The 13878-nt window shown below is 65.0% G+C and carries 16 protein-coding genes; 15 read left to right on the top strand and 1 reads right to left on the bottom strand.

Going from position 1 to position 13878, the window contains the following annotated elements; genetic code table 11:
* The first annotated feature begins 55 nt into the window (after window positions 1–55).
* Entirely contained in the window at window positions 56–400 is a 345-nt protein-coding gene (locus HKX24_RS04900; RefSeq protein ID WP_271693144.1) for a hypothetical protein, read from the top strand.
* 89 nt (window positions 401–489) lie between these two features.
* Here HKX24_RS04900 and HKX24_RS04905 read toward each other — a convergent pair whose 3' ends face one another.
* A complete protein-coding gene (locus tag HKX24_RS04905) occupies window positions 490–708 on the bottom strand; it encodes a DUF1127 domain-containing protein (protein WP_209218191.1) in 219 nt (72 codons plus the stop codon).
* A 354-nt stretch (window positions 709–1062) separates the two neighbouring features.
* Here HKX24_RS04905 and ruvC point away from each other — a divergent pair, with 354 nt between their 5' ends.
* The 14 genes from ruvC to HKX24_RS04975 all read left to right on the top strand — a co-directional run bounded on the left by ruvC (window position 1063) and on the right by HKX24_RS04975 (window position 13840).
* On the top strand, window positions 1063–1569 hold the full coding sequence (gene ruvC, locus HKX24_RS04910) for a crossover junction endodeoxyribonuclease RuvC (protein ID WP_067263543.1): 507 nt from the start codon (window positions 1063–1065) through the stop codon (window positions 1567–1569).
* A complete protein-coding gene (ruvA, locus tag HKX24_RS04915; RefSeq protein ID WP_271693147.1) occupies window positions 1566–2243 on the top strand; it encodes a Holliday junction branch migration protein RuvA in 678 nt (225 codons plus the stop codon). Before ruvC ends, ruvA begins: the two co-directional genes overlap by 4 nt.
* 76 nt (window positions 2244–2319) lie before the next feature.
* Window positions 2320–3339 carry a Holliday junction branch migration DNA helicase RuvB gene (gene ruvB, locus HKX24_RS04920; RefSeq protein ID WP_271693148.1) on the top strand — a complete coding sequence of 340 codons (1020 nt, stop codon included), beginning with the start codon at window positions 2320–2322 and terminating at the stop codon, window positions 3337–3339.
* 30 nt (window positions 3340–3369) lie between these two features.
* Window positions 3370–3993, top strand: a complete 624-nt coding sequence (locus tag HKX24_RS04925; RefSeq protein ID WP_271693792.1) for a hypothetical protein — start codon at window positions 3370–3372, stop codon at window positions 3991–3993.
* Entirely contained in the window at window positions 3990–4388 is a 399-nt protein-coding gene (locus HKX24_RS04930; RefSeq protein WP_209218189.1) for a YbgC/FadM family acyl-CoA thioesterase, read from the top strand. The genes HKX24_RS04925 and HKX24_RS04930 overlap by 4 nt, the downstream gene beginning before the upstream one ends.
* A gap of 130 nt (window positions 4389–4518) precedes the next feature.
* Entirely contained in the window at window positions 4519–5214 is a 696-nt protein-coding gene (gene tolQ / locus HKX24_RS04935) for a protein TolQ (RefSeq protein ID WP_271688060.1), read from the top strand.
* 3 nt (window positions 5215–5217) lie between these two features.
* Window positions 5218–5691, top strand: coding sequence for a protein TolR (tolR, locus tag HKX24_RS04940; protein WP_209218187.1), 474 nt, complete (start codon window positions 5218–5220; stop codon window positions 5689–5691).
* A gap of 3 nt (window positions 5692–5694) precedes the next feature.
* The gene (locus HKX24_RS04945) at window positions 5695–6843 is read left to right on the top strand and encodes an energy transducer TonB (RefSeq protein WP_271693150.1); all 1149 of its coding nucleotides are present in this window, start codon (window positions 5695–5697) and stop codon (window positions 6841–6843) included.
* A 1-nt stretch (window position 6844) separates the two neighbouring features.
* Window positions 6845–8188: a Tol-Pal system beta propeller repeat protein TolB gene (gene tolB / locus HKX24_RS04950; protein WP_271688056.1), complete on the top strand. Its 1344-nt coding sequence runs from the start codon at window positions 6845–6847 to the stop codon at window positions 8186–8188.
* A 98-nt stretch (window positions 8189–8286) separates the two neighbouring features.
* Window positions 8287–8811, top strand: a complete 525-nt coding sequence (gene pal, locus HKX24_RS04955; RefSeq protein WP_067262930.1) for a peptidoglycan-associated lipoprotein Pal — start codon at window positions 8287–8289, stop codon at window positions 8809–8811.
* 73 nt (window positions 8812–8884) lie between these two features.
* The gene (gene ybgF / locus HKX24_RS04960) at window positions 8885–9745 is read left to right on the top strand and encodes a tol-pal system protein YbgF (protein ID WP_276153885.1); all 861 of its coding nucleotides are present in this window, start codon (window positions 8885–8887) and stop codon (window positions 9743–9745) included.
* Window positions 9746–9751: 6 nt separating this feature from the next.
* A complete protein-coding gene (gene tilS / locus HKX24_RS04965) occupies window positions 9752–11023 on the top strand; it encodes a tRNA lysidine(34) synthetase TilS (RefSeq protein WP_276153841.1) in 1272 nt (423 codons plus the stop codon).
* Between the two features lie 101 nt (window positions 11024–11124).
* Entirely contained in the window at window positions 11125–13041 is a 1917-nt protein-coding gene (ftsH, locus tag HKX24_RS04970) for an ATP-dependent zinc metalloprotease FtsH (RefSeq protein WP_067262909.1), read from the top strand.
* Between the two features lie 145 nt (window positions 13042–13186).
* Window positions 13187–13840 (top strand): hypothetical protein, encoded by a 654-nt coding sequence (locus HKX24_RS04975; RefSeq protein ID WP_271693152.1) that lies wholly within the window; start codon window positions 13187–13189, stop codon window positions 13838–13840.
* Window positions 13841–13878: the final 38 nt, after the last annotated feature.

Consider the following 13878-nt stretch of genomic DNA (forward strand, 5'->3'; position numbering starts at 1 on the left):
GACTTTATTCAAATTGGCAGCAAACGGTGGGGGCCGGATTGCTACGGAGGCTGTGATGGCTGAAGGACACGCTCAATTCGCGAAACGGATCGAACTTCTGGGGCGCAAGCATCGGAAGCTGGAACGAGGACATGTCACCCGCGTCGGACGCGACGGGCTGATCTCCGTCTTGCCGAAACGCGCCCGCCGGGGGTTCCCGATGACAGGGCTTTTCCTGATCGTTCTGGTGTTTTTCGGCTTCAAAGCCTTCACCCTCGCCGCGATCGGCCCGGTGACCTATAACGAACGCCTTTCGCGCCTCGCCAATGGGTCGAACCTTGAGCAGATCGGCGCCAAGATGATGGCCATCGACCCGGTGACCCAGACATTGTCCGAGCTGACCGGCCCGATCATGCGGTAACGTGGCACCGCCCCTTGCGTAAAGAAAAAGCCGTAGCGGAGGCTCTCCGCTACGGCTTTTCTAATGGGGCTGATGTTTATCCCGTAGGGTCAACGCACGAAGTGGTTCTGCGCCACAAGGTCAATGTCGCCCCGGATCAAGCCGATGTCTTGCAATTCGAGATCGGTCAGGTCCGACAGCGCCTTGCGGGTGGCGCGGCTGTCTTGCCAAGCCTCAACCGCAGCGAAGAAGGCGCCGAAAAAGCCAAGGATACGTGTGACGGCCGAGGGGGAGCCGTAAGCGGTGCGGGTGGTGTCGAAAGCTGCCATGGGGCCGTCCTTTGTTTGATCTCAGGTTGCGCCGGCAGGAGGGCAGGATGGCCTTCCTTACCGAACGGAATTTTTGGCAAGTATGCCCGAAATTCGCCCCGCGCAATCCCTCAAAAACGACAGTGAGGCCTGCGTTTTTTGCATGGGTCGAAAACAGGGTTAACCCACTCTCATTACGGGAAAAATTCACCGCCCGGCATGTCGGTTTTGAACCATGGAGAGGCGCAATTCGACACCGCGGTTTAAAAGCGACAGAGCGCCTGTCGCAAAGCGCCCGCCACGCTTCAGGGCTTTGCGATGTTCGCCTTTCGTGCTAGTGCACCAAAAAAGCAACAATTTTATCGAGGGGCAGAGATGATACGGGTGATCGGCATAGATCCGGGGCTGCGCAATCTGGGCTGGGGCGTGATCGATGTCTCGGGCAGCCGAATCGCCCATGTGGCCAATGGCATCTGTCACTCCGAAGGCGACGACCTTGGCGCGCGGCTCTTGTCCTTGCATGGGCAGCTTACGCGCGTGCTGACGGCATGGCGGCCCCAAGCGGCAGCGGTTGAGCAGACCTTCGTGAACAAGGATGGCGCCGGGACGTTGAAGCTGGGGCAGGCGCGGGGCATCGCCATGCTGGTGCCCGCGCAGTTTGGTTTGACGGTGGGCGAATATGCCCCCAACAAGGTCAAGAAAACCGTGGTCGGCGTCGGCCATGCGGATAAGGGACAGGTGGCGCATATGGTTAAGATGCAGATGCCGGGGATCGAGATTGCGGGGCCGGATGCCGCCGACGCGCTGGCCATCGCGATCTGCCACGCGCATCACGGCGGGGCGAGCACGCTGGCGCAGGCGGTGGCGAGGGCAAGCGCATGATCGGCAAGCTTTCGGGCCGCATCGACTACCGCGCTACGGATCATGTGCTGATCGACGTGCGCGGGGTGGGTTACCTCGTCTATGTCTCCGACCGAACCATGGCAGCACTCCCGGGCGTGGGCGAGGCGGTGGCGCTTTATACCGACCTCGTGGTGCGCGAGGACTTGATGCAGCTTCTCGGCTTCCAGACGCTGGTGGAGAAGGAGTGGCACCGGCTGCTGACCTCGGTGCAGGGGGTGGGGGCCAAGGCCTCGCTCGCGATCCTCGGCACGCTGGGGCCGGATGGCGTGAGCCGCGCCATCGCGCTTGGTGACTGGAACGCGGTGAAGGCCGCGAAGGGCATCGGGCCCAAGATCGCCCAACGCGTGGTGCTTGACCTCAAGGACAAGGCGCCCGGCGTCATGGCGATGACCGGCACCGTGGCCGACGCCATGGGCGAGACTGAGGCCGCCGCCGACGAGGCGGTGATTGAAGCTGCCGCCCCGCGCCCCGCGCCGAAACCTGCCGCCCCCAATGCCTCTGCCCAGTCCGAGGCGCTTTCGGCGCTCGGTAACCTCGGCTATGCCCCGGGCGATGCGGCGGGCGCCGTGGCGCAGGCGGCAGGCGAGACGCCCGAGGCCGATACCAAGGCGCTCATTCGCGCGGCGCTGAAACTGCTGGCGCCGAAGGGGTGAGCATGAATGCGCGCGGCGGCTGGTGCGTGAACCTTCCGCTGGAAGAACCACGCACCCTACGGCATAACGAGGCCCTATGACCGACATCGACCCAACCGTGCGGCCCGACCCGCTGCCCGAAGACACCGACCGCGCGCTGCGGCCACAAATGCTCAGCGAATTCGTTGGGCAGGCGGAGGCGCGGGCGAACCTGTCGGTCTTCATCCAGTCGGCCCGCCAGCGCGGCGAGGCGATGGATCACACGCTGTTCCACGGGCCGCCGGGCTTGGGCAAGACGACACTGGCGCAGATCATGGCGCGCGAGCTTGGCGTGGGCTTTCGCATGACTTCCGGCCCGGTGCTGGCCAAAGCCGGTGACCTTGCCGCGATCCTCACCAATCTCGAGGCGCGCGACGTGCTTTTCATCGACGAGATCCACCGACTGAACGCCTCGGTCGAAGAGGTGCTCTACCCGGCGATGGAGGATTTCGAGCTTGATCTGGTGATCGGCGAAGGCCCCGCCGCGCGCACCGTGCGGATCGAGTTGCAGCCCTTCACGCTGGTGGGCGCCACCACCCGCATGGGGCTTCTGACGACGCCGCTGCGCGACCGTTTCGGCATTCCGACGCGGCTGCAGTTCTACACCGAGGACGAGCTTTACATCATCGTCGACCGCAACGCCCGCAAGCTCGGCGCCCCGGCGGACGAAGGCGGCGCGCGCGAGATCGCCAAACGCGCCCGCGGCACGCCGCGTATCGCCGGGCGGCTGTTGCGCCGGGTGGTGGATTTCGCCGTGGTCGAAGGCGATGGCCGCGTGACGCGCGAGTTGGCGGATATGGCGCTGACCCGGCTCGGGGTCGATCACCTCGGCCTCGATGGGGCCGACCGGCGCTACCTGCGCCTGATGGCCGAGAATTACCAGGGCGGCCCGGTGGGGATCGAGACGCTTTCCGCCGCGCTTTCGGAAAGCCGCGATGCGCTGGAGGAGGTCATCGAGCCGTTCCTGTTGCAGCAGGGGCTGATCCAGCGTACCCCGCGCGGCAGGATGTTGGCCGCCAAGGCGTGGAGCCATCTCGGGCTTGCCGCGCCCAGAGGGCAGAGCGACCTTTTTGGCTGACGTTTCGGAGCGAAGGTAGACCAGATGACGATGACCGCAGAGCAGATCGAGACCCTTTTCACCCGCCGCGACGGGCAGTTCGCCTTTGCCCGCTGGGGCCGTCCCATCGCCCCCGTGGCTTTCGGGATCGAGGAAGAGGCGCTGCCGGTGGTGAAAGGCGCGCTCGAAGCGGTGGCCACGCTTGCCGGTCACGACATGGCCGAAACCGACCCGGAGTTGGGCAGCAACCTGATGATGTTCTTCTTCGCCGATTGGGCGGAGCTTTTGGACGTGCCGGGTATGGATGGGCTGGTGCCCGACCTCGCGGCGCAGGTCGAGCGGCTGCAGGCCGCGGGGGCGAACCAGTACCGTTTCTTCCGTTTCGACGAGAACGGCGCGATCAAGGCGGCTTTCGTCTTCCTGCGCATGGACGAGAGCCTGCAAGACATGTCCGCGCAGGTGCTGGCGCTGAGCCAAGCGGTGCAGGTCATCCTTTTGTGGTCCGAGGATGCCTTTCAGGAGCAATCCCCGCTGGCGATGGCCGATGACGCGCTGGTGCTGCGCCCCGAGGTGGCGGATGTGATCCGCGCCGCCTATGACCCGGTGATGCCCCCCGCCGCCAATGATGCTAGCCACGCGCTGCGCCTTGCCGCGCGGGTGCAGGTGGCGTCATGAGCCATAGCTTCCCGGTCCGCATCTTCTATGAAGACACCGATATGGCGGGTGTCGTCTATTACGCCAACTACCTGCGCTATATCGAACGGGCGCGGTCGGACATTGTCGAACAGATCGGCCTTGATCAACGCGCCATGCGCGACGAGGGGCTGGTCTTTGTCGTGACGCGGGTGGAGGCGGATTACCTCGGCGCCGCGCGCTTTGGCGACCGGCTGGAGGTGCAGACGACCCATCAGGCCGAAGGGCCGGTGCGTTGGGTGTTCGACCAAGACGTGCTGCGCGATGGCAAGGTCATCTTTCGCGCCAAAGTTACCGCCGTTTGCATGACAACGGGCGGAAAACCCACGCGGCTGCCAGCGAAACTCCGCTTGTCGGACGGCGATCCGGCGCGGTGATACCATAATTCTGGCAATCTAGGTTGCAGTCCGTTAGCTTTGCTCCAAATTGAGGCCGGAAAATAGGGCCCAGAGATAGAACCCAGAGGCAGAATGCCCCGAAGGGGCGGCAGTAAAAGAGCATAGTTAAATGGAAGCAGAGACGCTGGCATTGGCACAGGGGATCGATTTCTCCCTGTGGGGTCTGTTCGCGAAGGCGACGGTCACGGTCAAACTTGTAATGATCATGCTGATCGGGGCCTCTTTCTGGTCTTGGTCGATCATCATTCAGAAAACCATCCAATACCGCAAAGCCCGTGCAGAGGCGGCGCAGTTCGATCGGGCCTTCTGGTCGGGTGAGCCTTTGGACGGTCTCTTTGACACGATTGGCGCCGATCCCGACGGCCCGTCGGAGAAGATCTTCGCCGCCGGCATGTCGGAATGGCGCCGCTCCCACCGCGAGGACGGGGCGCTCATTCCCGGCGCCACCGCGCGCATCGACCGGTCGATGGACGTGGCCATCGCCAAGGAGGCCGAGCGCCTGCAAAAGGGGCTGCCGGTGCTGGCGACCGTGGGCTCCACCGCGCCCTTCGTCGGGCTGTTCGGCACCGTCTTCGGCATCATGAACTCCTTCATCGAGATCGCGGCCCAGCAGAACACCAACCTCGCCGTTGTGGCCCCGGGCATCGCCGAGGCGCTTCTGGCGACCGGCATCGGCCTTCTCGCCGCGATCCCGGCGGTGGTCTTCTACAACAAGCTGAGCGCCGACAGTGACCGGATCCTCGGCACCTACGAGGCCTTCTCGGACGAATTCGCGACCATCCTCAGCCGCCAGTTGGACAGCTAAGCCATGGGTGCGGGTGTCATGAAAAAGCAAGGCGGCAAGGGGCGGCGGCGCGGCCGCGCCCAGCCGATGGCCGAGATCAACGTCACGCCCTTCGTGGACGTGATGCTGGTGCTGCTGATCATCTTCATGGTCGCGGCCCCGCTCCTCACCGTCGGCGTGCCGGTGGAACTGCCCAAGACCGCCGCCACGGCCCTGCCAGCCGAGCAGGAAGAGCCGCTGACCGTCACCGTCACCGCCCAAGGCGCGGTGCAGATCCAGACCACCGACACGCCACGCGACCAGCTGGTGACCAAGCTGCGCGCCATCGCGGCCGAGCGGGCCAGCGACCGGGTCTTCCTGCGCGCCGATGGCGCGGTGCCCTATGCGCAGGTCATGGAGGTCATGGGCGCGCTCAACGCGGGCGGATTTTCCAACATCGGTCTAGTGACCGACATCGGCGGCCCGGCGATGGACGGCAGCGACACGTCGGGTGGCTGAGCGGTGCATACCGGGCATTACATATCAGGTGCCGGGCATCTGGGTCTTATCGGCTGGCTTTTGTTCGGGAATATCTTCACCTCCGAGCCGGACCCGGTCGAGATGACCGAGGTCTCGGTGATCTCGGCGGCGGAATATGACGCGCTCGTCGCGGCCCAGCAGCCGCCCGCTTCGACTACCGAGGTGGCCCAGCCCGCATTGCCCGCACCGAGCGAGGAGGCGCCCGATGTCAGCGCCGAGCCGGATGCCGAGATCGAACAGCCCGAGCCGGTGCAGACCGAGACCCCGCCCGAGGACAGGCCGCCCGAGGTGACCGAGCTGGAACTGCCGCCGCAGACCGAAGTGGACGACAGCGCGCCCGAACTGAACGAGCCCATCGGCGACACCGCCGTTCTGGTGCCCGAGATCGCCCCCGAGGCCCGCCCCCGCGAGGCCCCGCGCGTGGCGCCCGAGCCCGTGGCCCCGCCCGAGCCCGAAGCGCGCCCCGACCTTGACGAACAGCCCGCCGTCGCGCCCGAGCCCGAGGCCGAGCCGGAAGTTGCCGTCGAAGAAGAGCCGCAAGAGGCGCAGACGCCTGAGGACAGCACGACCGAGATCGTGACCGAGGCCGATCAGGCCCCGGCGGCCTCGGCCCGTCCGCCCGGTCGCCGTCCGGCCCCGCCGCCGCCCGTCGAGGTGGCCGAGGCCCCGGAGGAACCCGAGGAGGAAGCCGCCCCCGAACCGACACCGGAGCCCGCCGAGGAACCTGCGCAGGACACGACCGAAGACGCCATCGCCGATGCGCTGAGCGAAGTCCTCGGCCAGCCGGAGGCCGAAGCCCCGGTGCCGAGCGGCCCGCCGCTGTCGTCGGGCGAGCGCGAGAGCCTGCGCGTCGCGGTTTCCGCCTGCTGGAACATCGGCGCGCTGTCGACCGAAGCGGCGCGGACCACGGTGATCGTGGGGCTGCAGATGAATCAGGACGGCACGCCGGTAATCGGGTCGATCCGGATGCTCAGCGCCTCGGGCGGTGGCGATGCCGCAGCAAGGCAGGCCTTCGAGGCGGCCAAACGTGCAATCATCCGCTGCGGCAGCCGCGGCTACGACCTGCCACAAGAAAAATACAGCCAGTGGCAAGACATCGAGATGACATTCGATCCAATGAGGAGCCGATAACATGCTGACGAGACTTCTGGGACTTCTGGCACTGGGGGCCGCGACCGTCTTCGCGGCAGCCCCGGACACCGCGCGCGCCGAGCCGTTGCGCATCGTGATCGACGACCCGACCATCGAACCCTTGCCCTTTGCCGTCCCCAGCTTTCAGCCCGAAAGCGGTGAGGCGGGGCAATTGGCCGTCGACATCGCCCGCGTCGTCTCGGACGATCTGACCGGCACTGGCCTGTTCCGCGAGATTCCGGCCAGCGCCTATATTTCTACCGTGAGCGACTTCAATGCGCCGGTGGAATATGCCGATTGGAAGGCGATCAACGCGCAGGCGCTGATCACCGGGGCGGTCAATGTCACCGGCAATAGCGTGAACGTGAAATTTCGCGTCTATGACGTCTTCTCGGGTGAAGAGCTGCTGGATGCCAGCGGGCAGGGCGGTTTGCAATTTAGCGGCACCGTCGACGGCTGGCGCCGCATGGCGCATAAGGTGGCCGATGCGGTTTACAGCCGGATCACCGGCGAGGGCGGCTATTTCGACAGCCGCGTGGTTTTCGTCTCCGAGACCGGGCCGAAGGACAATCGCCAGAAACGTCTGGCCGTGATGGACTATGACGGGGCGAACCTGAAATACCTCACCGAATCCGGCTCTATCGTGCTGGCGCCGCGTTTTTCGCCCAGCGGGGACCGTGTGCTCTACACCAGCTATGAAAGCGGCTTCCCGCGCATTTATGTGCTCGACATCGGCACCGTCCAACGCCGCGCGCTGCAAAGCGCCGAAGGCTCCATGGCCTTCGCGCCGCGGTTCTCGCCCAGCGGTCAGACGGTCGTCTATTCGCTGAGCCAAGGCGGCAACACGGATATCTACTCGATGGACATCAACAGCGGCCAGTCGGTGCGCCTGACCAACACCCCCGCGATCGAGACGGCGCCGAGCTTCTCGCCCGATGGCAGCAAGATCGTTTTTGAAAGTGACCGTTCCGGCAGCCCGCAGCTTTATGTCATGCCCGCCACCGGGGGCGAGGCGACGCGGATTTCCTTTGGCGAGGGGCGCTACGGCACGCCCGTCTGGTCGCCGCGCGGGGATCTGGTGGCCTTCACCAAGCAGAACAAGGGCCGCTTCCACATCGGTGTCATGCGGCTGGATGGCTCGGAAGAGCGTCTGCTGACCGCTTCTTTCCTTGATGAGGGTCCGACTTGGGCCCCCAACGGGCGGGTCATCATGTTCGCGCGCGAAACCCAAGGGGCGGGCGGGTCTTCCTCGCTCTATTCCGTCGATATTTCGGGGCGCAACCTCAAGCCTGTGCGCACGCCCGAAGGCGGCTCTGACCCCTCGTGGTCACCGCTGCAAGACTAAGGTTTCCACATGCCACCCACGGGTGCGGGCAATTCCAATGATCCCGCGCCTGTGTTAATACCAGCAACGATAACGCCACCACATAGAAGGCAGACCCCATGAAACGCATTCTGACCAGCACGCTTTTGATTTCCGCATTGGCCGTGTCGGCCTGTACCAACCCTGACCGCTTTGGTGCCGATGGCATGGGCGGGGCAAATGCAGGGGCCGGGGTCAACGCCGGCGTGGTGCCGGGCAGCGCGAATGACCCGACCTCCACCGCCTATTTCCAGCAGGCCGTGGGCGACCGGGTGCTGTTCCTTGTGGACCAATCCACCCTGACCGACGAAGGCCGCGCCACGCTTGACGGGCAGGTCGCATGGCTTCAGGCCAATTCCGACTACCAAGCCGTGATCGAAGGCCACGCCGATGAGCAGGGCACACGCGAATACAACATTGCCCTTGGCGGTCGCCGCGCCAACGCGGTGCGCGAATACATGATCTCACGCGGGATCGCGGCCTCGCGGCTCAAGACCATCAGCTACGGCAAGGAGCGCCCGATCGAGATTTGCTCGGCCGAGGCTTGCTATGCCAAGAACCGCCGCGCGGTGACCGTGCTGGCTGGCGGCGCGCTGACCAGCTGATCGCGGCAACTGCCCAAGCAATGACCAATCCAAGGAGGCCGATGTGCTGAAGCGATATATCTTCGTGGCCGTGATGGGGCTGATGACCGCCCCCGCCGCGCTTATGGCGCAGGACAACGATCAAACGCTGGCGGACATTCGCCAGCAGCTGACCGTGCTCAACGTCGAGGTGCAAAAGCTGCGCCGCGAATTGTCGACCACCGGCGGCGCCTCGGTCGAGACCGGCGGCAATTCGGTGTTGGAGCGGGTCAGCACCATGGAGAGCGAGTTGCAGCGCCTCACCTCCAAGACCGAGGAGATGGAGAACCGCATCAACCGGATCGTCGCCGATGGCACCAACCGGATCGGCGATCTGGAATACCGTCTGGTTGAGCTTGAAGGCGGCGATCTGGGCGCTTTGGGTGAGACGTCGACCCTCGGCGGAGGGGAGGCGCCCGCCGTGGCAGCCCCCGCTCCCGACGCAGATCGCGAGGTTGTCGAAGTGACCCCCGGCAGCGGTGGCGCAGGTACATCTGGCGGCATCATCACCCCCATCAACGAAGCAGAGCTGGCGGTCAGCGAGAAGGCCGATTTCGAGCGGGCGCAGGAGGCGCTCGCATCGGGTGACTTTCGCAGCGCCGCCGATCTCTTTGCGTCCTTCAATACGACCTACCCCGGCGGTCCGCTAGCCGCCGAGGTCGAGATGCGCCGGGGCGAAGCCCTGACCGGTCTGGGCGACAACCGTGAAGCGGCGCGCGCCTATCTCGCGGCCTTCAGTACCGATCCCGAAGGGCCGGTGGCCCCGCGGTCGCTCTTTGAACTAGGCCGCGCCCTTGGCGTGTTGGAGCAGACCCAAGAGGCCTGCGTGACCCTTTCGGAAGTCGGCGTGCGCTTCCCGAACGCCCCGCAGGTCAGCCAAGCCGAGGCGCAGCGCCAGACGCTGGGTTGTTCCTGACCGCAGATGACTGCACCCGCCGCAACGGCTGATGCAGCGCTGACCGAGGGGTTGCTTTCTGGCTTGGGCGGCGCGCTGCCGCCCCGCCTTGGCGTCGCCGTCTCGGGCGGGGGCGATTCCATGGCGCTGCTGTCGCTTCTGCATGGGGTGGCGACGGCGACGCGCAGCCATCTTGAGACCGTGACCGTCGACCATGGACTGCGCCCAGAAGCGGCGGAAGAGGCCGCCATGGTCGCGCGCCATGCCGCCCGACTGGGGTTGGCCCATGAAACCCTGCACTGGCGCGATTGGGACGGGCAGGGCAATCTCCAAAACGCCGCGCGGGAGGCGCGTTATCGCCTGATGGCCGGTTGGGCCGCGCGGCGCGGGCTACCCGTCGTGGCCCTTGGCCATACGGCGGACGATCAGGCCGAGACGGTGCTGATGCGCTTGGCGCGCCGGTCGGGGGTCGATGGGCTTGCGGCGATGGCGCCGCGCAGCGAAAGGTTCGGTGTCACATGGCTGCGCCCGCTGCTTTTTGCCCGGCGCGCGGCCCTGCGCGATCATCTGCAGCGGGCGGGGCTGCACTGGGTCGAAGACCCCGGCAACGATGACCCGCGCTATGCCCGGATCAGAACCCGCCAAAGCCTCGATGCCCTCGCGCCGCTTGGCATCGATGTAGAGACTTTGGCCGAGGTCGCGCGCAACATGGCCACCGCCCGGGCGGCGTTGGACGTCCAAACCGATCGCGCCGCGGGCGATATTCTGCGTATGGAGGCGGGCGCGCAGGTGATGCAGGCCGATGCCTTTTTCGCCGAGCCGAACGAGATCCGCCGCCGCCTGATGCTCCGGGCAATTGGGCAGATCAACGGCGGCGCATACCCCCCGCGCCGCGGCCCCGTGGCCGCTTTGATCGCGGGGCTAGCGGAAGGGCAGGCGGCCACGCTGGCGGGGTGTCAGGCACTGCTCCGGCGCGGTGAAATCTGGATCTTTCGCGAGTATAACGCGGTGCGCGATCTGCGCGTGCCTGCGGATCAGCTTTGGGACGGACGCTGGCGTGCGATCCCCCCCGAAGGGCTGCCGCCGGAGGCCGAATTGCGCGCGCTTGGCCCAGAGGGGCTGGCCCAATGCCCCGATTGGCGCAGCCTTGGGCGACCCCGTGCCGCCTTGCTGTCGACCCCGGCCATCTGGCAGGGCCCGCGGCTGCTTGCCGCGCCCCTTGCCGGGCTGGACCAGAAATGGCATGTCCGGCGCGAAAGCGGCGCGGAATGGAACAAAACAGCGCCATTATCGCATTGAACATGAGCGCATCATGTCTATCTTAGTATGGTGGTTGCCCGAACGGGCGCCCCTTGGGTTGCGGGACTTGCCCGCGGCCATGTGAATTTAGGAGAATTCCCTTGGGAAATGTTCGTAACCTCGCCTTCTGGGTTGTCCTGATGTTGCTTGTGCTGGCGCTGTTCAACCTGTTCAGCGGGTCCAGCGGGTCGCTGCAAAACAACGAAGTCAGCTATTCCGAATTCGTCACCTCCGTACAGGATGGGGATGTCCGAAATGTGACATTGGATGGTGAGCAAGTGCGATTCCGCCAAGCGGATGGTGCCGACTACTTGACGATCAAACCCGGCGATGCCGAGCTGACCCAGCTTTTGATCGACAACGACATCCCTGTCAAAGCGCGCCCCCAGCAACAGTCTGGTTTCCAGACCTTCCTGATGTCGCTCTTGCCCATCGCGCTGCTGATCGGCGTGTGGATTTACTTCATGAACCGCATGCAGGGCGGCGGCAAGGGCGGGGCCATGGGCTTTGGCAAATCCAAGGCCAAAATGCTGACCGAAAAGCACGGCCGCGTGACCTTTGACGACGTGGCGGGCATCGACGAGGCCAAGGAAGAACTCGAAGAAATCGTCGAATTCCTGCGCAACCCGCAGAAGTTCTCGCGCCTCGGCGGCAAGATCCCCAAGGGCGCGCTGCTGGTGGGCCCTCCGGGCACCGGTAAGACCCTGCTGGCCCGCGCCATTGCGGGCGAGGCTGGCGTGCCCTTCTTCACCATTTCGGGCTCCGACTTCGTCGAGATGTTCGTCGGCGTCGGTGCATCCCGTGTCCGCGACATGTTCGAACAGGCCAAGAAGAACGCCCCCTGTATCGTTTTCATCGACGAGATTGACGCCGTGGGCCGTCATCGTGGCGCCGGCTACGGCGGCGGCAACGACGAGCGTGAACAGACGCTGAACCAGCTTCTGGTCGAGATGGACGGCTTCGAGTCCAACGAAGGCGTCATTATCCTCGCCGCGACCAACCGTCGCGACGTGCTCGACCCCGCGCTGCTGCGTCCGGGCCGTTTCGACCGTCAGGTCACCGTGCCCAACCCCGACATCAAGGGCCGCGAAAAGATTCTCTCGGTCCACGCCCGCAAGACCCCGCTGGGGCCGGACGTCGATCTGCGCATCATCGCGCGCGGCACGCCGGGCTTCTCGGGTGCGGATTTGGCGAACCTCGTGAACGAGGCCGCGCTGATGGCCGCCCGTGTCGGCCGGCGTTTCGTCACTATGGTCGATTTCGAGCAGGCCAAGGACAAGGTGATGATGGGCCCCGAGCGCCGGTCGATGGTGATGACCGCCGAGCAGAAGGAAATGACCGCCTATCATGAGGCCGGTCACGCGCTGGTGGGCATGACGCTGCCCAAATGCGACCCGGTCTACAAGGCCACGATCATCCCGCGCGGCGGCGCGCTCGGCATGGTGATGAGCCTGCCTGAGATCGACCGGCTGAACATGTTCAAGGACGAATGCCACCAGCGTCTGGCCATGGCCATGGCGGGCAAGGCGGCGGAAATCCACAAATACGGGCCGGATTCGGTCTCCAACGGTCCGGCGGGCGACATCCAGCAAGCGTCTGCGCTGGCGCGTGCGATGGTGCTGCAATGGGGCATGTCGGATAAGGTCGGCAATATCGACTATTCCGAAGCCGCGCAGGGCTATCAGGGCAACACTGCGGGCTTCTCCGTCTCAGCCAATACCAAGGAGTTGGTCGAGAAAGAGGTGCAGCAGTTCATCCAAGACGGCTATGATCGCGCGATGAAGATCATCACCGAGAAAGAGGTGGAGTTCGAGCGTCTGGCCCAAGGTCTGCTGGAGTATGAGACCCTGACCGGCGATGAGATCAAACGCGTCATGGACGGCCTGCCGCCAGCAGAGGATTCCGACGACGACAACTCCGACACCGGCAGCGCGCCGAGCGTCACCGCGATCCCCAAGGCGAAGGGCAAGAAAACCCCGCCGAAGGATGGCGGGATGGAACCTGAACCTTCGGTCTGATCCGACCTACGACATTTGAAAGACCCTGCTTCGGCGGGGTCTTTTCATTTTGGGGGGGCATTCGTTGAGGGGCGGGAATTCCACTATCGCGTCGCAGCCGCCGTCGCGTTACATAGAGGCGGAATTCTCGACAAGCCGGGGTCCCATGCGACGCATCCTTTCTGCCCTTGCCCTTCTTATGGCCGTCAACGCCGGACGCGCTTTGGCCGATCCGCAAACCTACGCCGTGGCCTTGGGCGGGCGGCAGTTGGGGACTTTGCAGTTCAACGGCCAAAGCCGGAACGCCGCTTTCTTGCTGTCGCTCGACAACGCACCATTCGGCATCAAGAACGGCAGTTTCAACGCGGTTTCCAAGGCGAAAGGGAACGCGGTCAGCTATCTCGGTTCAAACCGGGGGAGCGAGACGCGCGATATCGCGATTGAACGGGCGGGGCGGCAGGTCACCTCGGTCAAGATCACGCCGTCATCGGAAATGACGAAAATGTCGGATGCCAAGGCGGTGCCGCCCGGTGTCCTGTTTCCGCCGGAGCTTTTCGCGGCGCTAGCCACCGGCAAAAGCTGCCCCGCGCCGCTGTCGCTCTACGATGGGCGCCGCGTGGTGCAGATCGTGACGCAGAGCAGCCGAGAGGAAGGGGCTTCGGTGTTCTGTGATATGTCCTTTCGTGTAGTCATGGGGCCGGGCTATGTCTCGCCATTTTATCTCAAATCTTTCGGGATGGCGCTTGTCTATACAGCGGGCACCCTTGCCAAAGCCTCATTGAGTGGGGGCGGTTTCAAGGTACATCTGGTCCGGCAATAGGCATAGGATGCCACAGCAAACCACGTCAAAGGACGCCC

Source organism: Sulfitobacter sp. M85 (genome assembly GCF_029285915.1).
GTDB classification, from domain to species: Bacteria; Pseudomonadota; Alphaproteobacteria; order Rhodobacterales; family Rhodobacteraceae; genus Sulfitobacter; species Sulfitobacter faviae.